The organism is Umezawaea endophytica, from assembly GCF_025061645.1.
Classification (GTDB): Bacteria; Actinomycetota; Actinomycetes; order Mycobacteriales; family Pseudonocardiaceae; genus Umezawaea; species Umezawaea endophytica.
Genome location: NZ_JANYMP010000001.1, coordinates 871,389 through 896,689 on the forward strand (window position 1 = coordinate 871,389; position 25,301 = coordinate 896,689).

Annotated in this window: 25 protein-coding genes; 13 read left to right on the plus strand and 12 right to left on the minus strand. The window is 73.5% G+C overall.

All coding sequences use genetic code 11. From position 1 onward, the window contains the following. Position 1 precedes the first annotated feature (1 nt). The 6 genes from NZH93_RS03450 to NZH93_RS03475 all read left to right on the plus strand — a co-directional run bounded on the left by NZH93_RS03450 (position 2) and on the right by NZH93_RS03475 (position 5,423). Positions 2-1,087, plus strand: coding sequence for an NAD(P)H-dependent flavin oxidoreductase (locus NZH93_RS03450; RefSeq protein ID WP_308214159.1), 1,086 nt, complete (start codon positions 2-4; stop codon positions 1,085-1,087). 14 nt (positions 1,088-1,101) lie between these two features. After that, the gene (locus tag NZH93_RS03455; RefSeq protein WP_259621397.1) at positions 1,102-1,464 is read left to right on the plus strand and encodes a YybH family protein; all 363 of its coding nucleotides are present in this window, start codon (positions 1,102-1,104) and stop codon (positions 1,462-1,464) included. Positions 1,465-1,558: 94 nt separating this feature from the next. After that, complete coding sequence (locus NZH93_RS03460; RefSeq protein ID WP_259621398.1) at positions 1,559-2,476, plus strand: AurF N-oxygenase family protein; 918 nt, start codon at positions 1,559-1,561, stop codon at positions 2,474-2,476. Between the two features lie 3 nt (positions 2,477-2,479). Continuing rightward, a complete protein-coding gene (locus NZH93_RS03465) occupies positions 2,480-3,970 on the plus strand; it encodes an FAD-dependent oxidoreductase (protein WP_259621399.1) in 1,491 nt (496 codons plus the stop codon). A 219-nt stretch (positions 3,971-4,189) separates the two neighbouring features. Continuing rightward, the gene (locus tag NZH93_RS03470; protein WP_259621400.1) at positions 4,190-5,098 is read left to right on the plus strand and encodes a GDSL-type esterase/lipase family protein; all 909 of its coding nucleotides are present in this window, start codon (positions 4,190-4,192) and stop codon (positions 5,096-5,098) included. Between the two features lie 61 nt (positions 5,099-5,159). Further along, positions 5,160-5,423, plus strand: coding sequence for a PLD nuclease N-terminal domain-containing protein (locus NZH93_RS03475; protein WP_259621401.1), 264 nt, complete (start codon positions 5,160-5,162; stop codon positions 5,421-5,423). A 40-nt stretch (positions 5,424-5,463) separates the two neighbouring features. Here NZH93_RS03475 and NZH93_RS03480 read toward each other — a convergent pair whose 3' ends face one another. Further along, on the minus strand, positions 5,464-7,545 hold the full coding sequence (locus tag NZH93_RS03480) for a catalase (protein ID WP_276022595.1): 2,082 nt from the start codon (positions 7,543-7,545) through the stop codon (positions 5,464-5,466). Positions 7,546-7,679: 134 nt separating this feature from the next. Between NZH93_RS03480 and NZH93_RS03485 the strand changes: the two genes are divergently transcribed. Then, the gene (locus NZH93_RS03485) at positions 7,680-8,123 is read left to right on the plus strand and encodes an SRPBCC family protein (RefSeq protein WP_259621402.1); all 444 of its coding nucleotides are present in this window, start codon (positions 7,680-7,682) and stop codon (positions 8,121-8,123) included. Here the strand turns inward: NZH93_RS03485 and NZH93_RS03490 are convergent. Continuing rightward, positions 8,114-9,700 (minus strand): phytoene desaturase family protein, encoded by a 1,587-nt coding sequence (locus NZH93_RS03490; RefSeq protein WP_259621403.1) that lies wholly within the window; start codon positions 9,698-9,700, stop codon positions 8,114-8,116. The genes NZH93_RS03485 and NZH93_RS03490 overlap by 10 nt on opposite strands. Positions 9,701-9,860: 160 nt before the next feature. Here NZH93_RS03490 and NZH93_RS03495 point away from each other — a divergent pair, with 160 nt between their 5' ends. The 3 genes from NZH93_RS03495 to NZH93_RS03505 all read left to right on the plus strand — a co-directional run bounded on the left by NZH93_RS03495 (position 9,861) and on the right by NZH93_RS03505 (position 12,499). Next, entirely contained in the window at positions 9,861-10,643 is a 783-nt protein-coding gene (locus NZH93_RS03495; RefSeq protein WP_259621404.1) for an alpha/beta fold hydrolase, read from the plus strand. Between the two features lie 112 nt (positions 10,644-10,755). Beyond that, positions 10,756-11,106: an STAS domain-containing protein gene (locus NZH93_RS03500; protein ID WP_259621405.1), complete on the plus strand. Its 351-nt coding sequence runs from the start codon at positions 10,756-10,758 to the stop codon at positions 11,104-11,106. A gap of 229 nt (positions 11,107-11,335) precedes the next feature. Further along, positions 11,336-12,499, plus strand: coding sequence for a glycosyltransferase (locus tag NZH93_RS03505; RefSeq protein ID WP_259621406.1), 1,164 nt, complete (start codon positions 11,336-11,338; stop codon positions 12,497-12,499). Between the two features lie 13 nt (positions 12,500-12,512). Here the strand turns inward: NZH93_RS03505 and NZH93_RS03510 are convergent, their stop codons facing one another. The 6 genes from NZH93_RS03510 to NZH93_RS03535 form a co-directional block, all read right to left on the minus strand. Beyond that, entirely contained in the window at positions 12,513-12,905 is a 393-nt protein-coding gene (locus NZH93_RS03510; protein WP_259621407.1) for an STAS domain-containing protein, read from the minus strand. Between the two features lie 196 nt (positions 12,906-13,101). Continuing rightward, positions 13,102-14,562: a PP2C family protein-serine/threonine phosphatase gene (locus NZH93_RS03515; protein ID WP_259621408.1), complete on the minus strand. Its 1,461-nt coding sequence runs from the start codon at positions 14,560-14,562 to the stop codon at positions 13,102-13,104. 3 nt (positions 14,563-14,565) lie between these two features. Beyond that, positions 14,566-15,288, minus strand: a complete 723-nt coding sequence (locus tag NZH93_RS03520) for a GAF and ANTAR domain-containing protein (protein WP_259621409.1) — start codon at positions 15,286-15,288, stop codon at positions 14,566-14,568. Between the two features lie 84 nt (positions 15,289-15,372). Continuing rightward, positions 15,373-15,690, minus strand: a complete 318-nt coding sequence (locus NZH93_RS03525) for an STAS domain-containing protein (RefSeq protein WP_259621410.1) — start codon at positions 15,688-15,690, stop codon at positions 15,373-15,375. After that, on the minus strand, positions 15,687-16,730 hold the full coding sequence (locus NZH93_RS03530; RefSeq protein WP_259621411.1) for a cobalamin B12-binding domain-containing protein: 1,044 nt from the start codon (positions 16,728-16,730) through the stop codon (positions 15,687-15,689). Before NZH93_RS03530 ends, NZH93_RS03525 begins: the two co-directional genes overlap by 4 nt. Next, positions 16,727-18,034 carry a PP2C family protein-serine/threonine phosphatase gene (locus NZH93_RS03535; RefSeq protein WP_259621412.1) on the minus strand — a complete coding sequence of 436 codons (1,308 nt, stop codon included), beginning with the start codon at positions 18,032-18,034 and terminating at the stop codon, positions 16,727-16,729. Before NZH93_RS03535 ends, NZH93_RS03530 begins: the two co-directional genes overlap by 4 nt. A gap of 154 nt (positions 18,035-18,188) precedes the next feature. On the opposite strand from NZH93_RS03535, the gene NZH93_RS03540 reads away from it, so the two are divergent. Then, positions 18,189-20,852, plus strand: a complete 2,664-nt coding sequence (locus tag NZH93_RS03540; RefSeq protein ID WP_259621413.1) for a SpoIIE family protein phosphatase — start codon at positions 18,189-18,191, stop codon at positions 20,850-20,852. On the opposite strand, the gene NZH93_RS03545 is transcribed toward NZH93_RS03540, so the two are convergent. Continuing rightward, positions 20,849-21,001 carry a hypothetical protein gene (locus NZH93_RS03545; RefSeq protein ID WP_259621414.1) on the minus strand — a complete coding sequence of 51 codons (153 nt, stop codon included), beginning with the start codon at positions 20,999-21,001 and terminating at the stop codon, positions 20,849-20,851. The two genes, NZH93_RS03540 and NZH93_RS03545, sit on opposite strands and share 4 nt — an antisense overlap. Before the next feature lie 408 nt (positions 21,002-21,409). After that, a complete protein-coding gene (locus NZH93_RS03550) occupies positions 21,410-21,853 on the minus strand; it encodes an Hsp20/alpha crystallin family protein (protein ID WP_259621415.1) in 444 nt (147 codons plus the stop codon). Between the two features lie 100 nt (positions 21,854-21,953). On the opposite strand from NZH93_RS03550, the gene NZH93_RS03555 reads away from it, so the two are divergent. After that, a complete protein-coding gene (locus tag NZH93_RS03555) occupies positions 21,954-22,526 on the plus strand; it encodes a hypothetical protein (RefSeq protein ID WP_259621416.1) in 573 nt (190 codons plus the stop codon). Between the two features lie 9 nt (positions 22,527-22,535). On the opposite strand, the gene NZH93_RS03560 is transcribed toward NZH93_RS03555, so the two are convergent. Next, positions 22,536-22,886, minus strand: coding sequence for an ArsR/SmtB family transcription factor (locus NZH93_RS03560; RefSeq protein ID WP_372506503.1), 351 nt, complete (start codon positions 22,884-22,886; stop codon positions 22,536-22,538). A 54-nt stretch (positions 22,887-22,940) separates the two neighbouring features. On the opposite strand from NZH93_RS03560, the gene NZH93_RS03565 reads away from it, so the two are divergent. Next, the gene (locus NZH93_RS03565) at positions 22,941-23,732 is read left to right on the plus strand and encodes an HAD family hydrolase (RefSeq protein ID WP_259621417.1); all 792 of its coding nucleotides are present in this window, start codon (positions 22,941-22,943) and stop codon (positions 23,730-23,732) included. Positions 23,733-23,742: 10 nt separating this feature from the next. On the opposite strand, the gene NZH93_RS03570 is transcribed toward NZH93_RS03565, so the two are convergent. Next, the coding region (locus tag NZH93_RS03570; RefSeq protein ID WP_259621418.1) for a hypothetical protein at positions 23,743-25,301 on the minus strand (1,559 nt) is incomplete at its 5' end.

Here is a 25,301-nt window from a genome sequence, read left to right on the forward strand (position 1 = left end):
TATAGGACCGCGGGCCCACCGTCGGTTTAGGACGGTTCCACCGGAGGAGGAGATGATGAGCACCGGTTTCCTGGACGGTCTCGGTGTGCGGCTGCCGGTGCTGGCGGCCCCCATGGCGGGCGGTCCCTCGACACCCGAGTTCGTCGTGGCCGCCGCGCGGGCCGGGTCGCTGGGCTTCCTGGCGGGCGGGTACAAGGCGCCCGCGCTGCTCGGCGAGCAGCTCGCGGCCGTGCGGTCGGAGACCGGCACGTTCGGGGTGAACCTGTTCGCCCCGAACCCGGTCCCGGTCGACGCGGCGGCCTACCGCCGCTACCGCGACGCCGTGCGCGGTGACGCCGAACGGTTCGGCGTCGCGGTCCCGGCCAAGCCCGTCGAGGACGACGACCACTGGCGCGACAAGGTCGACGTGCTGCTGGAGCACCCCGTCCCGATCGTGTCGTTCACCTTCGGCCTGCCCGACGCGGGCGCGGTGGCGGCGCTGCACCGGGCGGGCAGCGTCCTGGTGCAGACGGTCACCTCGGCCGACGAGGCGCTGCGGGCCGTCGACGCGGGTGTCGACGCGCTCGTCGTGCAGGCTTCGGCCGCGGGCTGCCACTCCGGAACCCTGACACCCCAACGGATCCCGCCCGCGACACCGCTGCGGGAGCTGCTGGCCGAGATCAACCACGCCGCGGGGCTGCCCAAGATCGCCGCGGGTGGCGTCGTCGACCCCGAGGACGTGGCGGCGATGATCGCCTGCTGCGCCCGCGCGGTCCTGGTCGGGACCGCGCTGCTGCTCGCGCCGGAAGCGGGCACGTCCACCGCGCACCGCCGGGCGCTGCTCGGCGCGGACCGAGGCGACACCGTCGTCACCCGCGCCTTCACCGGGCGGCCCGCCCGAGCCCTGCCCAACCGGTTCACCGCCGCCCACCACGACCACGCGCCGTCCGGCTACCCGGCACTGCACCACCTCACCAGCCCCGTCCGCCGGGCCGCCGCCGCGGCCGACGACCCCGAGCACGTCAACCTCTGGGCCGGGACCGGCTACCGGCACGTGCGCGAACGCCCCGTCGCCGACACCCTCACCACCCTCGCGAGCAAGCTCTGAAACGGAGAAGCACCATGAACGAGAACGACATCCTGGTCGGCGTCCTGTCCGAGTGGAAGTCGGCCGTCGACGCCCACGAGCCGGATCGGGTCGCCGCGGTGTTCACCGACGACGCGATCTTCCAGGGGCTGCACCCCTACACCGTCGGCCGCGAGGGCGTGGCCGCCTACTACGACGGCCAACCGCTCGGCCTGACCGCGGACTTCGCGCTGCGGGAGTCCCGGCGGCTCGCCGACGACGTCGTCCTCGGCTACTTCGCCGTCGACTTCGGCTTCACGGACCGGCCGACGCTGAGCCTGCACCTCGGTGTGGTCCTGCGGCGGATCGACGACACCTGGCTGATCAGCCACTACCAGGTGTCCAAGCTCGACGCCTGACCTCGCGACGAGGGGTCGATCCCGACGACCCGTTCGTGTTACCTTAGGTAACTGTAACCATGGGTAGCACATAACTCGTCATCAGGGAGGCCTCATGACCAGCGCGGATACCCGAGGTGGAGCGGTCGGGTCCCGACCCGACCGGCAGGCCGTCGCCCGAAGGTTGCTGGACTCGGCGGAGGCCCTGTCGTACGACCCCGTCCAGGAGGTCGACTGGGACACTCCCCTGGACAAGGACTTCCACGGCACGAGCCCGGAGTGGAGCACCCTGTACGGGACGCCGTACTGGGACGAGATGTCCGCCGAGCAGCAGCGCGAACTCACCCGGCAGGAGGCCGCGTCCGTCGCGAGCACCGGGATCTGGTTCGAGATGATCCTCCAGCAGATGGTGCTGCGGGACTTCTACGCGAAGGACCCGACCGACCCCGCCTTCCAGTGGGCGCTGACCGAGATCGCCGACGAGTGCCGCCACTCCATCATGTTCGCCCGCGGCGCGGCGAAGCTCGGCGCTCCCGCCTACCGGCCGCGGCGGCTCGTGGTCGAGCTGGGCCGGGCGTTCAAGACCGTCGCCGTCGGCGAAGCCGCCTACGCGGCGATCCTGGTCGCCGAGGAGGTCCTCGACGTCATGCAGCGCGACTGGATGCGCGACGAGCGGGTCGCCCCCTTCGTCCGCACCATCAACAACATCCACGTGGTCGAGGAGTCGCGGCACATGGAGTTCGCCCGCGGCGAGACCCGTGACCGGCTCGCGGGGGCGGGCCCGCTGCGCAGGCAGTTCAACGCGCTGGTCGTGGCCATCGCGTCGTACTGCATCGTCACCAGCATGGTCAGCGAGAAGGTGTACGCGAACGCCGGGCTCGACCCCGAGCGCGCGATCCGCGAGGCCAGGGCCAACGAGCACCACAGGTCGATGCTGCGGTCGAGCTGCGCGGGGCTGATGGAGTTCCTGCACTCCGCGGGCCTGCTCACCAGGGCGGCCACCCGGATCTACCAGCGCGCCAACCTGATCTGACCCATGGCCTACGCGATCACCCAGAACTGCTGCGCCGACGCGTCGTGCGTCGCGGTCTGCCCGGTCAACTGCATCCACCCGACGCCGGACGAGCCGGACTTCGGCACCACCGACGTGCTCCACGTCGACCCGAAGGCCTGCATCGACTGCGGGGCGTGCGCGGAGGCGTGCCCGGTCGACGCGATCTTCCCCGTGGACGCGCTGACCGGACCGCTCAAGCCCTACGCGAAGGTCAACGCCGACTACTACGCGGCGACCGCGGACGCGCCCGATCCCGCGCCGAACTTCCACGGCTGGGGCCCGCCCGCGTTCACCCGCGCGACCCCCGCCGACTTCAAGTCGCTGGACGTCGCGGTCGTCGGCACCGGTCCCGCGGGCCTGTACGTCGTCCAGGACCTGTTGCTGCGCACCAACTCCCGCGTGACGCTGTTCGACCGGATGCCGGTCGCGGGCGGCCTGGTCCGGTACGGCGTGGCGCCCGACCACCCGTCGACGAAGCGGATCGGCGAGGCCTTCGCCCGCTTCCACACCCACCCCCGGCTCCGGCTGCGCCTGGGCGTCGAGGTCGGGAAGGACATCACCGCGGAGGACCTGGCGGCACGGCACGACGCGGTGGTCTACGCCGTCGGCGCGTCGGCGGCGAAACCACTCGGCGTGCCAGGTGAGGACCTGGCGGGCAGCGTCGCCGCCACGACCGTGGTGGCCTGGTACAACGGCCACCCCGACGTGGCGGACGACGCGGTCGACCTGTCGTCCGAGCGCGTCGTCGTGGTCGGCGGCGGCAACGTCGCCCTGGACGTGGCACGGATCCTGACCGCCGACCCGAAGACCCTCGAAGGCACGTCCATCGCGCCGCGGGCGTTGGCGCGGTTGAGGTCCAGCCGGGTTCGCGAGGTCGTCGTGCTCAGCCGCCGCGGCCCGGACGCGGCGGCGTGCAGCAGGTCGGAACTGCTCGCCCTCGTCGAGCGGACCGGGGTGGACGTGGTGGTCGACGCGCAGGACGACCGCACGACGCGGGCCGTCGACACCGCCGCCCCGACCGGCAAAGCCGTTGTGCTGCAACGGGTGGCGCGGGAGGTGGTCGACTGGTCGGCACCTCCCCCGCCCGGCAGGCGCGTCGTACTCCGCTTCCACTCCGCGCCCGTCGCCGTCGTCGGCGACACCGCGGTGCGCGGCCTCCGCGTGACCGGCCCCGCCGACGACGTGGAGATCGGCACCGGCCAGGTCGTCCGCGCGGTCGGCTACCGCGGCACCCCGCTGCCCGGCCTGCCGTTCGACGAGGGCACCGGCACCGTCCCGCACACCGGAGGACGGGTGGCGGGCCGGCCGGGGACCTACGTGGTCGGCTGGATCAAGCGCGGCTCCACCGGTGGCATCGGCGCCAACAAGACCTGCGCCGCGGAGACCGTGGCCGCGCTGGTCGACGACGCCGTGAACGGCAGGCTGCCGTCCAAGCGCACCACGCTGCTGTCCCGCTTCCTCAAGCGGTCCTGACGGGCCCGCGTGTCGGCAGGGTCCGCTGGTCGGCCAGGCCGGCTCGGCAGGGTCCGCTCAGCCGGTGCGCGCTCAGCCGGTGCGCACCAGCGCCCGGCCGGGCTCGCGCGTCGTGCGCACCGGTGCCCGGCCGGATCTGCGGGATACTGGACGGATGCCCCTCCCGTTGCCGATCGCGTTGCCGACCTCCCCTGCCCCGACGTGCGCCGACGTGCGCCCGTGGTGAACCGCGGAGTCCGTCCCGCGCTCGTCGGCGCGCTGCTCGTGGTGCTCGGAGCCTGTTCCGCGGGCCCTGTCGACGGTCCGGCGCCGACGTCGACCACCACCAGCCCGCCGCCCGTCGAACGCGTGCTCGTGTCGCTGGGCGACTCGTACGCGACCGGCTACCGGCCCACCGACGCGGGTGTGCCCGCCGGTCCGAGCGAGGACGGGTTCGCCCACCTCGTCGCCGACCAGGCCGACCTGGAACTGATCAACGTCGCGTGCAGCGGCGCCACGTCCGCGCAGTTGCGCGACCAGACCGGCTGCGCGCTCCGGAACCGGCCCGTCGACGGGGTCGACGTGACCGGGAGCACGCAGCTCGACGCCGCCGTGCGGGCGCTGCGGGAGAACGCCGGGCGCGTCGGACTGGTGACGGTGGTGATCGGCGGCAACGACCTGGCGCCGTGCGCGCTGTCGTCGGACGCGGTGGCGTGCGCGACGCAGGCCGTGGCGGGCATCCGCGCCAACCTGGCCTCCGTGCTGCCCGCGCTGCGCGAGGCCGCGGGTGACGCGCCGATCGTGGGGCTCACCTACCCGGACGTGTTCCTCGGGGCGTGGGTGTCGTCCGAGTTCCCGAACGGGCAGGCCCTGGCGCGGCTGTCGGTGCCGCTGTTCCGCGACGTGCTCAACACCGCGCTGGCGGAGGAGTACGGGAAGGTGGGGGCGTCGTTCGTCGACGTGACCGCCGCGACCGGTGGGTACGAGCCGTTGACGGAGGTGACGCAGGACCCGACCTACGGTCCGATCCCCACCCCGGTGGCGAAGGTGTGCGCCCTGACGTACTTCTGCCGCCACACCGACGTGCACCCGACTCCCGCGGGCCACCAGGAGATCGCCACCGCCGTCCTGGCCGCCACGGGCCGCTGACGGAGCACGATCGTGTGGCACGGCTGGTGGGGCGGTGAGGGCCGTGCCTACCATCGTCCACATGGGACAGGGAACGGAGCAGGACCTCAGCGGGCTCGGCGTCGGGCTGCTCGTGGTGATCGCCGTGCTCAGCGTGGCGGCGTTCGTGCTGTGGGTGGCGGCGATCGTGTCGGTCGCCCGCGACCCGCGGTTGACCGGCGGCGGCAAGCTGCTGTGGATCGCGGTGGTGCTGGGCTTCCCGTTCCTGGGCAGCATCGGCTGGTTCGCGGGTGGCCGCAGGGCCCAGCTCGTCCGGGGCCCGGCCGCCCACCAGGCGTTCGGCTGAGCCGGTGGCGCCCGGTCCGCGGGCGCCACCAGCTCACCGGTCAGGCCTCTCCGGCGGGCACCGCCCGGTCCCACACCCGGTGCAGGCCGACCGCATCCAGCAGCGCGATCGCGGAAGCCTTGACCATCGTGTCGGCGAGCAGCACGCCGGGCGCGTCGGTGTCGATCCCCGCCGCTCGCAGGAGGTCGGCGCCGCCACCCCAGGCCCCGAGCACCTTGCAGTGCCGGAACGCCTCCTGGAGCAGCACGGGGAGGCGCGGATCGGTTACGGTGGCGCCGCCCGCGACCACCACCGCGTCGAACTCGACGGAGCGGGTCGCGAGCAGCGTGCGCTCGACGACCTCCTTCGTGGCCCCCTTGCCGAGTTGACCTCCCACCTCGGCGATGACGCGCACCACGGCGCCCCGCGCCTCCGCGGCCTTGCGCAGCTTGGCGATTCCGGGGACGTCGGCGCCCGGCGAGGCGACGACGCCGATCACCCGACCCGCGATCGGCCCTGGCGCCACCGGGACCTGGGAGAGCGCGGGTGACGGCACGACCCCCTTGGCGGGCTTGCCGGTGGGTGCGGGGAGCCCCAGCCCGGCGGCGACCCTGGCGCACAGCTCACCGTCCACGTTGGCCAGCACGGCGAGTTCGCGTTCGCGGATCGCCATCTCGTACACCTTGGACAACTCGAAGGTGAACGCCTCCACGATGTGCGCCTTCTCCACGGCGCTCATGCTCAGCCAGAACAGCGTGGCCTGGGTGAAGTGGTCGTCGAACGACACCGGGTTGGCCCGGACCTTCACGCCCTCGACCGGGCGGGGCAGGTGGACGTACCCGGTGTCGTCGGCGATCGGCCGGTCGCCGTCGATGCCGTTCGGCTTGTAGGGGGTGACGCCCTGGTGGATCGCGGTCTGGTGCATGCCGTCGCGCAGGTTGTCGTTGACCGGCACGTGCGGGCAGTTGATCGGCAACTGGGTGAAGTTGGGGCCGCCGAGGCGGGTCAACTGCGTGTCCAGGTAGGAGAACATCCGCGCCTGCATGAGCGGGTCGTTGGTGATCTCGATGCCCGGCACGAGGTGTCCGGTGTGGAACGCGACCTGCTCGGTCTCGGCGAAGTAGTTGGTGGGGTTGCGGTCCAGGGTCAGCTTGCCGACCAGGACGACCTCGGCCAGCTCCTCCGGCACGATCTTGGTCGGGTCGAGCAGGTCGATGCCCTCGAACGTCTCGTCCGGGGTGTCGGGCAGCAGTTGCAGGCCCAGTTCGTACTCCAGCGGCGCGCCCGCCTCGATGCCGTCGGCCATGTCCCGCCGGTGGAAGTCGGGGTCGGCGCCCGCGGCGATCTGCGCCTCCTCCCACACCAGGGAGTGCACGCCCGCGACCGGCTTCCAGTGGAACTTCACCAGCGAGGTCTCGCCCGCCGTGTTGACCAGCCGGAACGTGTGGACGCCGAAGCCCTCCATGGTCCGGTAGGAGCGCGGGATGCCCCGGTCGGACATCGCCCACAGCACGTGGTGGGTGGCCTCGGTGTGCAGCGACACGAAGTCCCAGAACGTGTCGTGCGCGGTCTGCGCCTGCGGGATCTCCCGGTCCGGGTGCGGCTTGCCCGCGTGGATGACGTCGGGGAACTTGATGCCGTCCTGGATGAAGAACACCGGCATGTTGTTGCCGACGAGGTCGAAGTTGCCCTCCTCGGTGTAGAACTTCACCGCGAAGCCGCGCACGTCGCGGACGGTGTCCGCCGAGCCGCGCGAGCCCAGCACGGTGGAGAACCGGGTGAAGACCGGCGTCTCGCGGCCCTTGGCCAGGAAGCCCGCCTTCGTCACGGACTCGGCGTTGCCGTAGGCGCGGAACGTGCCGTGCGCCGCCGCGCCCCGCGCGTGGACCACGCGCTCCGGGATGCGCTCGTGGTCGAAGTGCGTGATCTTCTCGCGGAGGTGGAAGTCCTCCAGGAGCGACGGTCCGCGCGCCCCGGCCTTGAGCGAGTGGTCGGTGTCGCTCAGCCGCAGCCCCTGGGCGGTGGTGAGGTGCTCCCCCGCCTGAGCGCGGCGGTCGTCGCCGAAGCTCACGCCCACCTCCACCTTGCCCGTCGGGCTCGTCGGTTTCGGTGCGGCCTGGTCGCGCTGGCGTTTGGGGGGCATCGCGTTTCTCCTCCGGGAACCTTCGAACGGGGTCGGCGGGTACCCGGCGCCGGGCCTCCCAAGCGTCGAGGGCTCAAAGAGGACTCGTTGGTGCGTCGAGGGTTCCGCACGCCCCCACAGGGGTAGTCACAGGCATGACGAAGGTTGATCTCGACATCCCCCGTTCACCCGACCAGGTGTTCGCCGTGCTCTCCGACGGCTGGTCCTACGCGGGCTGGGTGGTCGGGGCGACGCACATCCGCGACGTGGACGACCGGTGGCCCGAGACGGGCACGCGCATCCACCACAGCGTCGGGGCGTGGCCGTTGCAGATCGAGGACGAGACCGTCGTGCAGGCCGTCGAGCCTGGGAGGTCGCTGGAGCTGCACGCGAAGCTGTGGCCGGTCGGCACGGCGTGGATCCGGTTCGAGCTGAACCCCACGACGAGCGGCGGCACGCGGGTTACGATGCACGAGAAGGCGATCAGCGGGCCCGGTTCGCTGCTGCCCGAGCCAGCGCAGGCGGTCTTCCTCATCCCCCGCAACCGGGAGACGCTGAAGCGCCTGGCCGACCTCGTCCTGCGCGGCGATCAGCGGTAGACCGCGCGCAGCGCCGCTCCCACCACCGCCCGGTACGCGCCGCCCGCGTGGCCGTGCCGGGCGAGCGCCGCGCGGGCCGCGTTCGCGCCGCACGCGCCGTGCACCCCGCCTCCGGGGTGGGCGGACGCGCTCGCCAGGAACAGCCGGTCGACCGGGGTGTCGGCACGGGACAGCCCCGGCGTCGGCCGGAACACGAGCTGCTGGTGGATCCCCGCCGTGCCCGCGTTGATGGCGCCGCCGTCCACGCTGCGGTTGCGCGCCTGCAAGTCGCCGGGCCCGCTGACCGACCGGGCGATGACCAGGTCGCGGAACCCCGGCGCGTGCGTCTCCAACACCTGCTCCACGCGGTCCGCCCGCCGCCTCAGCCGGTCCGGCGACCACGTCTCGCCGCGCGGGACGTGGGTGTACGCCCACACCGACTCGGTGCCCGCCGGCGACCGGGTGGGGTCGGTGGTGGTCATCTGGCCGAGCAGCAGGAACGGGTGGCGCGGCAGCCTGCGGCACGCGAGGTCGTTCGCGAAGTCGGCCAGGCCGTCCAGGTCGGCGCCGAGGTGGATCGTCCCGGCCTTCCTGGCGTCCTCGGAGAGCCACGGGACGGGACCGGACAGGGCCCAGTCGACCTTGATCGTCGCGTCGTCCCACTCGAACCGGTCCAGGTCCTCCAGCAGCCGCGCGGGGAGGTGGTCGGGGCCGACGAGGCCCAGGTAGAGGGCGGGGGCGGGCACGTCGGCGAGTACCGCGCGCCGGGCTCGCACGAGGCCGCCGTCCGCGTCCCGCACGCCCAGCGCCTTCCCGTCCGCCACGACGACCTGCCGGACGGGCCTGCCGCACTCGACCCGGCCGCCGCGGGCTTCGAGCCTGCGCACGAGCGCCGCGGCCAGCTCACCCGCCCCGCCCCGCGGCACGGGGAAACCGACCTCCTGGCCGAGCATCGCCAGCAGCCACCCGAACACCGCGCCGCCCGCCTGGTCGGGGCCGAGGTCGGTGTGCAGCGCGTTGCCCGCCAGCAGGATCTTCGCCCCGTCGCCGTGGAACCGCTCGTCGCCGAACGCGCGCACGGGCTGCGTCGCCATCCGCGCGAACCGCAGCGCGTCGGACGCGCCCAGCTCACGCAGCAGCCGGGCACCCGCGCGGACCGGCGGGAACGGGCGCAGCAGCGCCCCCAACAGGTCGTCGCGCACGCGCCGCCACACCTCGAACTCGGCCAGCCACGCGTCGGCGTCGCGCTCGTCGAACGCGCCGACCGAGGCGGCGGTCCGCTCGGGGTCGCGCGAGAGCAGCGCGGAACGGCCGTCCGGGAACACGTGGGCCAGCACCTCGGGGGCGTGCACCCACGTCAGCCCGTGGTCGGCCAGCCCGAGCCCGGCCAGCACCGGCGAGGCGACGCCGAGCGGGTAGAACGCGCTGAACAGGTCGTTGCGGAAGCCTGGCGCGGTGATCTCGGCGGTCCGGACGGCACCGCCCGGCGTGTCGGCGGCCTCCAGGACGAGGACGCTCCAGCCCTCGTCGGCCAGCAGGTTCGCCGCCACGAGACCGTTCGGACCCGCCCCCACCACGACCGCGTCGTAGTCGTCCACCGCGCCTCCCGGCCTTGGGTCTGGTGCTCGCGCACCACGCCCGGTTACCCGGTCCGGACGAGTTGACACGTGACTCACGCCGTCCATCGAGACCGCCAGGTGTCGGAATGCGCGACGCGGGGTAACCGGCCTGCACAGCGTGCGACGAACGGAGCGGCCGATGCGGATCCCACACCTGGTCAGCGAGCGGGCGGTGGACACGATCAGGGTCGCCTCCCGCGAACACGTCCTCGCCGCCGTGCTCGGCATCCCCCGCCTCCTGCGCCACCGCGCGTGGACCGACGTCGACCCGGAGCAGGGGCAGGGCCTCGGGGTGCTGCTCGTGCCGGGTTTCGGCGCGCACGACCAGTCGCTGGCGCTCACCACCGCGTGGCTCAAGGCCCGCGGGTACCGCCCGACCGGCGCCCGCGTCGGGTTCACCGTCGGGTGCACCACGGACCTGGTCGACCGGGTCGAGCGCGTGCTCGAACGGCACGTCGCGGCGACCGGCGGTCCCGTGGTGCTCCTGGGCCAGAGCCGCGGCGGCATGGTGGCCCGCCTGACGGCCGTCCGCAGGCCCGACCTGGTGCGCGGCCTGGTGATGATGGGCAGCCCCGTCGTGGAGCCACTCAGCGCCCAGCGGGACGTGCTCGCCATCGCCCGGCTGCTGACCCGGCTGTCGGCGATGGGCGTGCCGGGGCTGATGAACGGCGACTGCCTCACCGGTGACTGCTTCACCGAGAACTTCACCGCGCTCGGCCGTCCGCTGGAGGTGCCCGCGCTGTCGCTCTACTCGCGCTCGGACGGCATCGTGCCGTGGCAGTGCAGCCAGGACCCGCACGCGGACTGCGTGGAGGTGCGGAGCACCCACACCGGCATGGGCTTCGACCCGGACGTCTACACCGCCCTGGACCAGCGGCTCCGGCAGTGGAACCCGACGGCCGCCCTCGCGCGGGCGTGCTGAGCACGGCACTCCACAATCGAAGGGGGTTTCCGCTGGTCAGCGATTTCAAACCTCTTGAGGCCATGATTTTCCCAGGCTGGCCTGACGGCTCCGCACACGCCAGAATCAGGGGATGACCCTCTCCAACGACGCGGTGAAGTCCACCGCGGACGACGGCACGACCGTCCTGCGCATCGCGGGCGAAGTCGACATGTCCAACAGCGACTCGCTCCGCAAGCAGTTCGTCGACGCGCTCGACGGCGGTGCCAGAACGCTCGTGCTCGACCTGTCCGAGGTGACGTTCTTCGCGTCGTCCGGCATCGCCGCGCTGGCCCACGCCCGCGAGTACGGCAAGCAGAGCGGGGACCGGCCGGTCCACGTGGTGGCCAGCCGGAGCGTCCGCCGGTCGTTGGAGGCGACGGCGATGGACCGGCTGCTGCCGCTGCACGCCACGCTGGACGAGGCGCTCGCCGCGGCCAGGTAGGCCCGGCCGTCCCGTTCGAGGAGCCCGCACGTCGCCCACGACCCCGGTCGGGGGCGACGGCACCCGCCTTCAGTCCACTGTGGACATACGCGTCCCTTGTCGGCCAGTGCCGGAAACGGATACCGTCGACCACCAGGCACGGCACTCACAGGGCGTTCCGCCCGTCGGGCGACGGGTGCGCACCCCATCTCCCACCGCGGAAGGCCGCGGCGGGAGACCGGTGGTGGGGATGCGGATCGCGATGGGGGCGGCCTCGTGGGAGGTCGACACCGACGAGCGCCGCACGCACATCTCCGAGCTGTCCCACGGCCTGGCCCGCGGCGGCCACCACGTCACCCTCTACACCCGGCGCGACTCGCCCGGCCCCTTCCGCCGCGGCCCCCAACGGCTGGTCCGCGTGCCCGCCGGTCCCGCGGCGAGGCTGACCGAGGCGGACCTGCTGCCCCACCTCGACGAGTTCGCCGCCAACCTGGACAAGCACTGGGGCGGTCACCCACCGGACGTCGCGCACCTGCACTCGTGGACGTCCGGGCTGGCCGTGCGGGCGCTCGACATCCCGGTGGTGCAGTCGTTCCACGGTCTCCGCGCCACCCGGCAGCGCCCCTCCGCCGGTGTGCGCGGGCTGGTGGAGATCGAACGCCTCGTCGGGTTGGCCGCCGACCACGTGATCACCGCCAACGACGAGGAGCGGACCGCGCTGGCGTTCCTCGGCATCCCCCGCGAGCGGATGACGCTCGCGACGACGGGCGTGGACACCGACCACTTCCGTCCAGGGGGCGCCACCTGGACGAGGAGGCCGGGGCACCGGCTGCTGGGCCTCGGCGACGTGGAGCCGCACAGCGGCTTCTACACCACGATCGGCGCGCTCCCCCGCGTCCCGGACGCGGAACTCCTGATCACCGGCCGGATCCGGCACGCCGTGCCGCGCGACAGCCCCGAGGTGACCAGGCTGCTGCGGCACGCGCGCGACCTCGGGGTCGCCGATCGCGTGCGCTTCACCGGTCCCGTCGGCCGCGCGGACCTGCCCGCGCTGCTGCGCTCGGCGGACGTGGTGGTGCGCGTGCCGTCCCACGACCCGCTCGGCACGCCCGCGCTGCGGGTCATGGCGTGCGGGGTCCCCGTGGTCGCGTCCGCCGTCGGAGCGCTGCGGGACCTCGTCGTGGACACCACGACCGGTCTGCTGGTGCCACCGCGCGTCCCCACCGTGCTGGGGCGCGCGCTGCGGGACCTGCTCGCCGAACCGGTGCGGCGGAACACCTTCGCGGTCGCGAGCACGGACCGGGCGCGCTCGGCCTACTCCTGGGCGCGGGTGGTCGCCACCACCGTGGACGCCTACCGGAAGGCGATCTCGGCGGGCTCGCGCCGACGGGGGACCAGGTCCGACACCAGGTGATCCCGACCGGGCCTCAGCCCGCGGCGCGGGCGGACAGCGCCAGTTCCAGCGCCCGCAGCGCGGCGTCCGTGTCCGGGTAGACGCGGACGACGGTGTCGACCTTCGTCACCCGCAGCGGTCGGAGCACGCACGCGCGCCCGGAGGCCACCGCGAACCCGACCCCCGCGCGGGTGGTCCGCTCGACCGTGTCGATCAGGATGGCGAGACCGCCGGACCCGAAGTAGTCGGTCTCGGTCAGGTCCAGCACGAGCGCGGTCGGCCGGTACTCCAGGAGGGTGCGCAGGGTCTCCCCGACCGACGTGGACGTCGTCATGTCCACCTCGCCCGCGACGCAGACGACCGAGATCTCGCCGTGCATCGTGAAGTCGACGGTGATCTGCTCCTCCGGCGACCGGAACTCCCCCACTGCGCGCTCTCCTCGACTCGACCGACCAGGCCGGAACCCGCACGGCCCGTGCTGGAGACGCGGAACTGGCCGCGTCACCACCGTACTCACCCGCCGTTCCCGGATGCAATCGGTTCGACCTCGGCGTTCGGGGGATCCCTTGTGCAGCAGCGTGTGCACCCGCACGACCGCTCCGCCCGGCGCGCTCGCCCCCCGGTCACAGCGCCGCGTCGTCCGGCCTCGCCCACCGGGCGAGCAGCACCGTCGCGTCGTCGCGCAACTCCCCCTTCCGGTGGCGGACCACGGCGCGGACCAGTCGGCGGACCGCCTCGGGTGGTGACCTGCCCGCCTCCGCCTCGCGTTCGAGCAGGTCGACCAGCCGCGCCTCCCCGAACCACTCGCCGCGGTCGTCGCGGGCCTCCGTGACGCCGTCGGTGTGCAGCACCACCCAGTCGCCGGGCCGCAGGACGTCCTCGGCGACCGCGAACGAGCCGGGTCGCTGCCCGAACGGCACCCGGTGGCCGCCGATGAGGCTCCTGATCACCTTGCCGGACCTCAACAGCAGCGGCTCCGGGTGACCCGCGTTCAGGTAGCGCAACCGGCCGGACGTCACGTCCAGCTCGGCCAGCACCCCGGTGGCCGCCGCGCCTCCGGGGAACCGGTCCGCGATGGCGCGGTCGACGGCCGCCGCCTGCTCCACCAGCGACTCGCCGACGTGCCGGGCGCCCCGGTACCCGGCCAGCGCCGCCGCGGCGACGAACCCGTCCGCCGTGGTGCCGCCCGCCGCGTCGAAGATCGCCAGTGCCCCCGTGGTCTCGGACAGCGCGTAGTCGAACGCGTCGCCGCCCCCGTCGGACCCGGTCTCCACCAGGCCGGACAGCACGAACGACCCGACACCCGCGGTCGACGGGGGCAGCAGGCCCCGCACCAGTCCCGCCGCCGCGGAACTCGGCCCGTCCCGCCGAACGGCGTCCAGCCCGTCGCCGTACCTCGCCATCGCGGCCACCAGGTAGCCGATCAGGGCGGCGATCCACCGGCACTGCGCCCGCAGCGTCCGGTCGTCCGCGTCCGCCGGGTCGGACGGCGTGAACCCGACGACCCCCAGCCGCTCGACGCCGTCGAGCAGCGGCAGCCACAGCGTCCGCTTCCCGCGCTTCTCCGACGACGCGGTCCGCACCGACCGGAACACCATGCCCGGCACCGTCGTGTCCACCCCGAGCGGCTGCCGGTACCCGCCACCGGGCCCCGGCAGCGGCACCAGGAACCGCTGCCCGTGGTCGACCAGGTAGACCTCGACCCCCAGTCCCGCGGCGCGGCACGCGACCTCCACGACGGCGGGCAGCCGTTCGGGTGGCGCGAGGTACGCGCCGTCGAGCAGGCCCACCAGCGCGGCCAGCGGACCGCTGCTCGGCCCCGTGTCGTCGTCGGGGTGGTTGTAGGGCACCCGGTGCGGCCACGTCAGCTCGTCCAGCCGCTCGTTGACCGCGTGGGCGAGCACGTCGCACTGGTCGGCGGGCAACGGCATCATCCCGTGCAGGTACGCCTCCACCTCGGTCAGGCCGACCTCACCGCCGAGGGAGAAGTACCTGATCCAGAGCTGTTCGAGCGTCAGGTCGGCCCGGCGGAGCGATGCCGTGAGCGCACGGCGCTGCGCCTCCAGCCTGCTGTCCGCGTCCACGGGTCAGCGCCCCGCCTCCGAGGTGGTGCGCAACAGGGACTGCGCCACGTCGTGCAGCGTCTTGCGCTGGCGCCGGGCCAGGTCGGCCAGCGCGGCGAACGCGGTGTTCTCGTCCGATCCGTGACGGGCCATCAGCACACCCTTGGCCATGGCGATCTGGTCGCGGCTGCGGAACGCCCGCCGCAGCTCGTCCCCGACGCGCTGCGCCGCCTCCACCGTGCGCACGTTGGCGACCAGCACGGCGGCCTGCGCGGCGAAGAGCGTCAGCAGGTGCTCCTCGCGCTCCCCGTAGGCGTTCGGCGGAGCCGCGTACACCTTGAGGGCGCCCAACGCGTCGTCCTCGGTCACCAGCGGCGCGCTCAGCGAAGCCCTCATGCCCAGCGGCCGGGCGGCACGGGTCCACCGCGGCCAGCGCCGGTCGTGGTCCAGGTCGTCGACGCGCACCAGCGTCCGGGTCTCCCACGCCGTCAAGCACGGGCCCTCGTCCAGCTCGTACTGGAGGGCGTCCGCGCGCAGCACCACCGCGTCGGTCGCCGACGTGCTGGTCCGGTGCCCCTTCGGGTCGACCAGCGACACGCCCGCCCCGATGGTGCCGGGGATGGCGCCCTTCGCCAGGGACGTCACGAGTCCCAGCACGGTGCCCAGCGTCTCGTGCGACAGCAGCAATCCCCACATCCGCGCTGTCACGGCCGCCAGTTCATCCGCCAAAGGCAGGTCGTCGTTCACCGGGACCACCCCCCGCTGTCCGCTCCTCCACAGGTCGCGCGTTCCGGAAGTTACCCGCGCGGAGGGCGCGCTGCCAGACTCCTTCTAGATGACCTTCTGGGGCGAGAGCAGGAGGGTGCCGAGCCCCGTCACCTTCAGCACCCGAGCCAGGAACGGCGGCACCGGGTCGAGGACCACGGTGTGGCCGTGCGCCACCCCCGCCTTGTACGCCGCGACGAACGCGCTGAGCCCGCTGGAGTCGACGAACGTCACCCCGGCGAGGTCGAGCACCACGTCGGCTTCGGCCGCGGCGGCGAGGAGCACCCCCTCGAACTCCCCCGAGGTGGTGATGGTGACCGCGCCGACCGGTACGACGACCACTCGTCGCGCTTCGCGTTCGACGGTCCAGGACAACTCGTTCACGATGCGGTTTCCCCTTGCAGGACAAGGCCGTCGGCCCAGTGGCGGACGACGAGCCCGTGCGCCGTCGGGAAGTCCCGCAGCGTCGAGGCGAGCACGTCGCCGAGTTCGGCCGCCAGCCGGGGGTCCGCGCCCCTCGCGGTCAGCAGCCGGTCGATCCACGCCGCCGTCTCCGGGATCGGCCGCGGGTCGCCGGTGAGCAGCGTGGCCGACACGGCGTGCAGGGCCTGGTGGAGCACTTCCCCGCAGGCGGCGGAGAACAGCTTGCGCGCCAAGGGGTCGTCCGGGGCCGCGCGGGCCGCGGGCGACCACCGTCCTCTGAGGACCTCCACCAGCCGGTGGTGGCCCAGTTCGATGGCGGACTGCTCCGCCAGGGGTTCCCTCGGCAGCGGCGCGGCCCGGCGCACCACGGCGGGCAGTTCGTCCAGCAGCGCCACCGCGCCCTGCGCGTTCGGCGCCCACGCCGTCGCGCCGAGCGCCAGCGCGCGGGTGGGGTCCGAGCCGAACGCCGAACCGCCGACCACGACGGGGATGCCCGCCGTGGTGCTCGCCTCGATGAACCGGCGGGTCGTGGGCAGCGCGCCGAGCACCGAGCAGCTCACCGCGGTCGCGTCCGGGCCGACGTCGTGCAGGCACTGGCTGAGCCGGGCGGGTGACGTGCTCGCGCCCAGCAGTGTGGTGTCCCAGCCGTGCAGGCGCATCGCGGAGCTGATGATCAGCGCGGGCAGCGCGTGCCACTCCCGTTCCGCGCAGGCGACCACGACCCGGCCACGGGTGACCGGGGTGCGTTCGGCGAAGCGCGCGACCACCTCCGTCGCCGAAACCGCGACGGCCGTGGCGGCGTGCTCCTTGGCGATCGACCACTCGCCGCGCTGCCACCGCTCGCCCACCGTCCGCTGGCCCGCGGCGATGACGTCGACCAGCACCGCGAGCGGGTCCTCGCCCGCGTCCAGCAGCTCCCGCACCAACGACGTCGCGGCACGTCCGTCCACGGCGGACAGTGCCCGGTCGAACTCGGCGACGGCCCGGTCCACCCCGATCACCTCTCGCAGGACACCGCGAGCAGGGCGATGTCGTCGTGGGCCCGGCCGTCGAGGTACTCGACGACGCTCCGCTCCACGGCCTCGCACAGCGCCACCGGACCCGCGCCCGCGTAGTCGGGCAGCAGGCCGAGCAGCCGGTCCATGCCGTAGAAGCCGTCCGACCCCCTGGCCTCGTCGACGCCGTCGGTGAACATCAGCATCGTGTCGCCCGCCTCGATGCGGACCCGCACCTCGGTGTAGGAGGCGCCCGGCACCACGCCCGCGACGATGCCCGCCACCTCGACCTGCTCCACCTCGCCGTCCGCGTGCACCACGATCGGGGCCGGGTGGCCGGCCACGGCGATGTCGACCTCGGCGGAACTCCCGTCCGGGGACGGGTGGAACCGCGCGCACACGACCGTCACGAAGCGCGAGGAGTCGTTCTCGCACAGGACGTCGTTCAACGCCTTGAGCACCGCGGACGGCCTGCGGTCGAAGTACGCGGCCATCCGGATGCCCTGCCGGGCCCGACCGGTCAGCACGGCCGCCTCGACACCCTTGCCGCACACGTCGCCCAGCACCAGCAGCCAGTCGTCCGCCGCGCCGTGGACGTCGTAGAAGTCGCCGCCGATGTCGAGGTGCTCCGCCGCGGGCCGGAACCGGGCCGAGACGCGCGCGCCGGGGATGGCGGGCAGGTCCGGCGGGCGCAGGCTGGCCTGGAGGATCGAGGCGACCCGGCCGCGCTCCTGGTAGAGCCTGGCCGAGTCGAGGGCGATCGACGCCTGGCTCGCGATCTGGCCCGCGAACTCGACGTCGTCGTCCGGGAAGCCGCGACCGGCGCCGCGGATCATCACGAGCGTGCCGATCGTGCTGCCCCGTGCCGTCAGCGCCAGGCTGAGCACGTCGGCGGGCCGCAGCTCGACGGCCTCCTCCCGCAACCGCGGGTGCGGGATCATCGTGTCCAGGCCCTCGGTGCTGTCCAGCTCCACCGAGACGTGCAGCAGCTCGTCCTGGCCGGAGCGCAGCACGCGCTCCACGCCGGTGCCCTCGATCAGCGCTCGGGGGATGCTGGTGGCGAAGGTGGGGTCGGCGCCGCCGTGCAGCGTGAGGCCGCTGGTGTCGTCCACCAGGACGACCATCGCCCAGTCCGCCACTCGGGGGGTGAGGAGGTCGAGCAGCCGGAGCACCGTGCGCCGCAGGTTGAGGGAACCGGTCAGCGCGGAGGTGACCTCGCCCAGGAGGTCGACGCGCAACCGCGCTTCGGCCAGCAGTTCGTGCTCGGTCGCGGACCCGGCACGCACCGCCTTCGCCTCGCTCGTGGTCATGACGCCCTCTTCCCGATCACCGACAGACGGTCCTGAGCCTACCGAACGACTTCCCGGCCCGAAGGTCGCCACGCACGGGCGGTGCTGCTCAGCGGTACGTCGGTAGACGTGAAATCATCTCGATCAAGTCGTCCGGAACGAGGTGGGACAGCGCGTGGCTGGTGTCGACGGGCAATACGCGACGGGTGGGCGGACGCCTGACCTCATCGCGTTCGTCGAGGGTGACGGGAGGCTGTCGCGCCTGGACGACGCGGGTCGCGAGCTGCTCGGCCTGGCGCCCGACGCGGACGCCACCGGGCTGCGGCTGGCCGACCTGGTGCTCGGCGGCGGGAGCGCCGCGGAGCGCGTCCTGGCCACCGCCTCGCGCGACCGGGTCTGGGCCGGTGACCTCGCCCTCGGCGTGCACGGCCGGACCGTCGACGTGTTCCTGGTCTGCGCGGCGCAGGACAGCGGGTTCGCGGTCGTCGCGCGCACCGCGTCCGCGACGGCCTTCACCGCCGACCTCGAACTCGGGATGCAGGCGCTGGAGGACCCCGAGGCCGTGATGGCGCTGGCGACCCGCGCGCTCGGCACCCACCTGGGCGTGGACCGCTGCGCGTACGCGCGGACCGAGCCGGACGAGGACCACTTCGTCATGAGCGGCGACCACGCCACCGGTCTGCCCAGCCTGGTCGGCCGGTTCGCGATGTCGCAGTTCGGCTCGGGCTGCCTGCGGGCGATGCGGGCGGGCGAGCCGTGGGTGGTGCACGACAGCGCGGACGACGACCGCCTGCTGCCCGAGGACCTGGCGGTCTACCGGGCGACCGGGATCCGCGCGGTGGTCTGCCTTCCGCTGCACAAGTCCGGCCGGTTCGTCGCCGCCATGGCGGTCCACCACGCGACCGCCCGCCGGTGGACGCGGGCGGAGATCGACTTGGTGGTCGTGGTCGGCAACCGCTGCTGGGAGTCGATGCAGCGGACCCACGCGAGCCGGGCGCTGCGCGAGAGCGAGGAGCACTACCGGCTGCTGGTGGAACTCGCCACCGACGCCATCTGGATGGTCGACCGCGACCTGCGGTTCGTCGACGCGAACGCGGCGGCGTGCGAGCTGCTCGGCTACCGGCGCGAAGACCTGCTCGGCATGGCCGTGACCGACCTCGTCGTCGCCGAGAACGAGGACCGGCTCGCCGACCTGGTCGCGGACCGGCCGACCCCGCAGGTCGTGACCGAGGTGTGGGACGTGCGCCGCGCCGACGGCACCGTGCTGTCGGTGGAGCTGAGCGTCCAGAGCACGCCCGGAGGGCTCCAGGCGATCAGCCGGGACGTCACCGCCCGGCGCCGCGCCGAGGTCGAGCAGGACGAGCTGCTCCAGCGGGAACGCGAGATCGCCCAGGCGATGCAGCAGAGCCTGCTGCCCCGTGAACTGCCCGAACTGGCGCGGCTGGCGGCCTCGGCCCGGTACCTGCCCGCGTCGACGCACGCCCAGACCGGCGGCGACTGGTACGAGGTGCTGCCGCTCGGTGACAACGTCGTCGCGCTGTCCGTGGGCGACGTCGTCGGCAAGGGCCCGACCGCCGCCGCCGTGATGGGGCAGCTCCGCAGCGCGCTCGCGGGGTACCTGCTCGAAGGCCACTCCCCCGGCGCCGCGCTGGAACGGCTGGACAGGTTCGCCGACCGGATCAAGGGTGCCGCGGGCAGCACCTGCGCGTGCCTCACCTTCAACCACGACACCGGCGAGCTGCGCTGGACCGCGGCGGGCCACCCGCCGCCGCTGGTCGTGGAGTCGGAGACCTCGCGGTTCCTGTCGGACAGCGGTGGCGCGGTGCTGGGCGTGCCGGACCGCGGGCGCTACGCCGAGCACCGGACGGTCCTGGAGCCGGGAACGTCGATCGTGCTGTACACCGACGGGCTGGTGGAACGACGGGGCAGCCTGATCGACGAGGGCCTGGACAGGCTGCTGCGAACGGCGTCCGAGGCGCGCGACCTGCCGCCCGAGGACCTCGCGAACGCCATCACCGGGGCCCTGCTGGCCGATGGGCACGACGACGACGTGGCGCTGGTCGTCGTCCGGCACGTCCCCGCGCCGCTGCGCGAGAGCCTGCCCGCCGAACCGGGGGAACTCAGCGGGATGCGCCGCAGGGTGGGTCTCTGGGGCAGCGCGGCCGGGCTCTCGGCGGACCTGCTGGACGACCTGCAACTCGCGCTCGGGGAAGCGGCGGCGAACTCCGTCGACCACGCCTACCCGGACGGGTCCGGCGACTTCGACTACGAGGTGGCCCGCGACGACCGAGGCGGCGTCCACGTCGTCGTCCGCGACCACGGCCGGTGGCGGCCGGTACCGCCGGACAACGGCCACCGCGGCCGGGGGCTGCGGATCATCCGGGCCCTGTCCGAGAGCTCCTCGTTCGACCACGGCGCGCACGGCACCACGATCGACTTCGTGCTCGTCGAACCGACAGCCCCTCCTCGGCGGCGGAAGACCGACCACGTGGAGACGCCCACCGGGCTGACCGTCGACGACACCGGAGAGTCGGTCCAGGTCATCCGGATCACCGGCGACCTGGACCTCACCACCTCCGACGGCCTGCGAGCCGCGGTGCTGGACCGGGTCGCCGCCGCCGCCCAGCCGCGCACCGACGTCGACCTGACCGGGCTGAACCACCTGAGCAGTTCGGGGATCGCGCTGCTGCTGGAAGCCGCGAGCGCGACCGCCCGTGCGGGCAGGTCCCTGTCCGTGCTGGCCGAGGAGGGGTCCGCGCCCGCCCGGATCCTGGAGCTGTCCGGGCTGAGCGGCGTCTCCACCGGCCGGAACCTGGTGGTGCGGACCATTTCGCGCTAGAAGATGACGACCAGCAGCAGGACGACCGCGAGCACGATGGCCAGCACCATCCAGTGGAACCCCGGCTTCCTGCGGTGGTGCGCCTGCACGGTGGTGGTGCGGAACCAACTGCCAGGCAGACGGCGGCGGTGTCGGTCAACCCAAGGCATGTCCGCTCCCTACATCCCAAGTGCCCCTTCGGCACGCTCGTAGCGGGGCTACCCCGGAACAGGCGTGAGGACACCTCGGATTCGAAGAATTTTCATCCGCTGGCTCCTCCTCTGTGGAGCGTCGTGCCGGAACTTCGGGGACCCGCACCCGTTCGAACGGACCGGGTGCCGGTCGGAACCGGCGCGAGGGCGGTCACCTCGACGGCGCGGCCGGATCCGTCGAGGTCGAGGTGTTCGAGTCGCCGGGCCGGGAAGACCGCCACCAGGCCGACCCGTGCGACCGGGCTCGGGGACGTGGTGCACGCCCCCGAGCCCGGCGTGAGCGGATCGGGTGGAGCGCTTCCGGGTTGTCCGTCCTCAAAGGACTTGCCGCGGGTCGACATCCCCTGCGCGGCGAGGACTCCCCCGTCAGGCGTCGATCTGCTTGACCTCTTGGGCGCCGCCGGTGTTCGTGATCGAGATCTTGCGCGGCTTCGCCTTCTCCAGCACCGGGATCCGCAGGGTCAGGACACCCGCGTCGTAGTCGGCGGTGATGCCCTCGGTGTCGAGGGTGTCGCCGAGGAACAACTGGCGGGAGTACACGCCCAGCGGCCGTTCGGCGACCTGCATCTCCACGTCCCGCTTGTCCGCCCTCGGACGCCGTTCGGCCTTCACGGTCAGCACGTTCCGCTCGACGTCCAACTCGATCGCGTCCGCCGACACGCCCGGCAGGTCGAACGCCACCACGAACTCGTCGCCCGACCGGTAGGCGTCCATCGGCATCGCCGTGGGCCGCGACCACGTGCCCTGGCCCCCGAACACCTGCTGCGTCAGCCGGTCCAGTTCCCGGAACGGGTCAGTGCGCATCAACATCCGGCACCTCCTCGTGAGTCTTCGTCTCCGTCAACGCGCACCACTGTTGTAACATGTCGTCCAAGTGATGACAAGCCCTCTGTCGTCGAAAGGATGACAAATGCCGATCGGTGACTACGAGACCCTGCGGGCCGCCGCCACCGCCTCCGACCGCCTGGAGGCGGCGCAGGTGCTGGCGGCGCTGGAACTCCTCCGCGAACTGCGCGCCGAACTCGCGGACTGGGAGCCCCGGCTGATCGCCGCGGCCCGTGATGGAGGAGCGAGCTGGGCCGACCTCGCTCCCGCGCTCGGCGTGGCCAGCCGCCAAGCCGCCGAGCGCCGCTTCCTCCGGCTGCGCACGTCCGAGGTCGGCGGGTCGACCGGCGAGCAGCGCGTGAAGGCCGAACGCGACCGTCGTGCCGGCGACCGCGCCGTGTCCCGTTGGGCCCGCGACAACTCCGCGGTGCTGCGCGGCCTGGCGGGCCAGATCGGCGACCTCGACCCGTCCGTGCACCGCGCGCTGGGCGAGGACGACGCCGCCGCGCTGCTCAGCCCGCTCGCCGGGGCGCACGACCACCTGAGCGCGACGCACCCCGACCTGGCGGCCCGCATCGGCGTGATCGGCGAGCACACGGACCGCGTCCGCCGCGACACCCAGTCGCGGCGGGACGAGCCCGACCCCGGCGGGCACTGACCGGGCCGGTTACCCGAACAGAGCGCCCAGGGAGGACCAGCCCTCGGGCACGCTGCGGTAGTACGCCCACGTGCCGCGGCGTTCGCGGGTCAGCAGGCCCGCGTCGGTGAGCACCTTGAGGTGGTGGCTCACGGTCGGCTGGGTCAGGCCCAGCGGTTCGACGAGGTCGCACACGCAGACCTCGCCCTCCGGCGCGGAGTGGATGATGCTGAGCAGCCGCAGGCGCGCCGGGTCCGCGACGGCCTTGAGCAGCTTCGCCAGCCGCTCCGCCTCCTGGCGGTCCAGCGGCTCCCCCGCCTGGCTGAGCCGCGCGCGGTCGGCGCCCGCCGCCGGGAGCCTGGCCGCGCTCGTCGCACTCACGACCGCCAGGATACGCAAGATCACCGACCGCCACCGGACCCCCGTACTGTCGGGGTGAGGACGACGTGGGGGGACGCGATGGTGAGCAGGCCGTTGGCGCTGCTGCTGGACTTCGGTGGTGTCGTGGTGACCTCGCGGCGCAGGCCGGAGTGGGCGAAGGAACTGGCGGGCGAGATACACGGCCGGTTCGCGCGCCTCGGTTTCGACGAGCCGGACGAGGACCGGATCCGGCAGGACGTGGAGTACGGGCAGGCCGCCGCCCGGCGGTGGCGGGACGCGGTGTCGCGGACGCCCGAACCGCTCGAACTGGCGCACCGGCGGTTCTGGGCCGACTTCGTCGCGGCCGACTGGCCCGCGCCCGCCCGCGCCTGGGTCGACGCCGAGGCGACGGCGCTGTGCGGGCGCCTCGGCGAGCTGGGCCAGGAGCGGACGTTCAGGCCCGGTCTGCACGACCTGCTGGACACCGCCGACGGGCTGGGCGTGCCCGTCGGCATCGTCAGCAACGCGCTGTCCGGCGCCGTGCACCGCGACCACCTGCGGCACCACGGGCTGGACGGCCGCTTCGCCGTGCAGGTCTACAGCGACGAGCTGGGCATCCGCAAACCGCACCCCGGCATGATCACCGCCGCCGCGGCCGCGCTCGGCGTGCCGGTCGGGTCGACCTGGTACGTCGGCGACAACTACGACCGCGACGCGCTGTGCGCCCGGCGGGCCGGGGCCGGCGCGGCGATCCTCGTGGAGGACGCGGGCACGCACGAGCCGCCGTTCATGCCGTTCCTGGAGGTCGACGCCCTGCTGCCGGACCTGCACGCCCTCCGCTCGCTGCTGGCGGACGCGCCCCGGTAGGTCCCGGCCGTCACAGCGCGGCTTCCACCGCCCGCAGCGCCTCCAGCACCGGCCGCAGCGCGTCGACGCCCGTCCTCGCCAACCGGACGTGCGTCTCCAGCGGCACGTCCACCGCCTCCTCCGGCTGCCCGCTCCCCGCGAGGGGTTCCGCGGCGGGCACGCTGACCCGGCGCACGGCGTCGCCGTCGCGCACGGTCAGGACGGCGATCAGCGAATCCGGCGGCAGGTCGCCCACGGGCGGGACGGGCGGCTCGTCCGAGAGCAGGCCCGCCCGTTCCGCGGCGGCGAACACGCCGGTCGCCAGGAGCGTGTCCACCCGCGCCCCGACGTCCACCACCGGCACGTCGGAGAACTCGTCGAGCAGTCGGCGTCCCGCCTCGCCCGAGCCGGTCACGGCGATCCGGTACTCGTAGCGCTCACCGGGTGCGCCGCCGCTGATCTCGAAGGAGACCTCGGTCCCCTCGACGTCCTCCACCACGTCCGCCGCGCCCACCGAGCGCAGCCGCGCGAGCACCGAGGCGCGCGCCCCGGCCCCGAGCCGGTCGATCGAGCGGAGCCCCACCACGGCGTCTCCCTCCACTGAGGACGGTCCCTCACCGGGTGCCGCCGACGGCGCGTGACCGCAGTGGAACCCGGCGATCCTGTTGTACAGCCTGGACACCGTCTCGGTGTTGTCGTCCATCACGGTCCCGGTGCCGACCGGGTTGCGCGCGGGGCAGGCCGAGGAGGCGTACTCGTCGGGGTGCCCGAGCATGTGGCCGAACTCGTGCGAGGCGACGTCGCCGGTGTCCTCGGTGTCCCACAGGGTCATGCTCGACCTGGCCTCGCCGGACCGCACGCGGACCACGTGGTGCGCGCCCGCGCCGACCCACTGGACGTCGAAGGTGATCCGCTTGCGGTCGCCGTCGCCGACGCAGTCGAAGCGGTCGGCCCACTTGGCGATGATGCCGTCGCGCCACCGGGTGCGCAGGGTGGCCATCGTGGCGTCCGTGATGCCCGAGTCCGGCTTGAGCTGGATCCGGATCGACACGTGCGTGTCGGCCTGGTGGTAGGCCGCGCGCCACGAGTAGTCGCACTCACGGACGTCGAACCCCACCTCCGCGCCGATCCGGAACGGGCCCGACCACGTCCACGGCGCGCGGTCCAACCGCCAGAAGAAGTCCAGGTTCCCCGCGCCGTCGGTCGCCAGCACCTCCAGGTTGCCGGGGTTGCCGTAGTTCGACTGGATGAGGGCGGCCCGCTCGTACCGGGCACTGCCGCCGAACCGGCCGGGTGCGGACCACACCATGCCCGCGTCGTTGTTCCGCCACAGGTGCGCCAAACCGCCATCGCGATGGGGAACGACCACCTCGAAGTTCCCCTTGGCCCCGTGCCGCCCCTGGATCAGCGACGGCGTGCCGCGCAGTCCGGTCGTGACGCGGAACGGTCCGGACCACGTCCAGGGAGCGCGGTCCAGCCGCCAGAAGAAGTCCAGGTTCCCCGCGTCATCGGTCGCGAGCACCTCCAGGTTGCCGGGGTTGCCGTAGTTCGACTGGATGAGGGCGGCCCGCTCGTACCGGGCACTGCCGC

What these genes read in the sequence shown, in the direction of transcription:
- NZH93_RS03475 (WP_259621401.1), top strand. Translation starts at nt 5,160, where the DNA reads ATGGGACAGGGAACGGAGCAGGACCTCAGCGGGCTCGGCGTCGGGCTG.
- NZH93_RS03495 (WP_259621404.1), top strand. Translation starts at nt 9,861, where the DNA reads ATGCGGATCCCACACCTGGTCAGCGAGCGGGCGGTGGACACGATCAGG.
- NZH93_RS03465 (WP_259621399.1), top strand. Translation starts at nt 2,480, where the DNA reads ATGGCCTACGCGATCACCCAGAACTGCTGCGCCGACGCGTCGTGCGTC.
- NZH93_RS03550 (WP_259621415.1), bottom strand. Translation starts at nt 21,853, where the DNA reads ATGTTGATGCGCACTGACCCGTTCCGGGAACTGGACCGGCTGACGCAG.
- NZH93_RS03555 (WP_259621416.1), top strand. Translation starts at nt 21,954, where the DNA reads ATGCCGATCGGTGACTACGAGACCCTGCGGGCCGCCGCCACCGCCTCC.
- NZH93_RS03500 (WP_259621405.1), top strand. Translation starts at nt 10,756, where the DNA reads ATGACCCTCTCCAACGACGCGGTGAAGTCCACCGCGGACGACGGCACG.
- NZH93_RS03545 (WP_259621414.1), bottom strand. Translation starts at nt 21,001, where the DNA reads ATGCCTTGGGTTGACCGACACCGCCGCCGTCTGCCTGGCAGTTGGTTC.
- NZH93_RS03505 (WP_259621406.1), top strand. Translation starts at nt 11,336, where the DNA reads ATGCGGATCGCGATGGGGGCGGCCTCGTGGGAGGTCGACACCGACGAG.
- NZH93_RS03460 (WP_259621398.1), top strand. Translation starts at nt 1,559, where the DNA reads ATGACCAGCGCGGATACCCGAGGTGGAGCGGTCGGGTCCCGACCCGAC.
- NZH93_RS03455 (WP_259621397.1), top strand. Translation starts at nt 1,102, where the DNA reads ATGAACGAGAACGACATCCTGGTCGGCGTCCTGTCCGAGTGGAAGTCG.
- NZH93_RS03535 (WP_259621412.1), bottom strand. Translation starts at nt 18,034, where the DNA reads ATGACCACGAGCGAGGCGAAGGCGGTGCGTGCCGGGTCCGCGACCGAG.
- NZH93_RS03485 (WP_259621402.1), top strand. Translation starts at nt 7,680, where the DNA reads ATGACGAAGGTTGATCTCGACATCCCCCGTTCACCCGACCAGGTGTTC.
- NZH93_RS03480 (WP_276022595.1), bottom strand. Translation starts at nt 7,545, where the DNA reads ATGCCCCCCAAACGCCAGCGCGACCAGGCCGCACCGAAACCGACGAGC.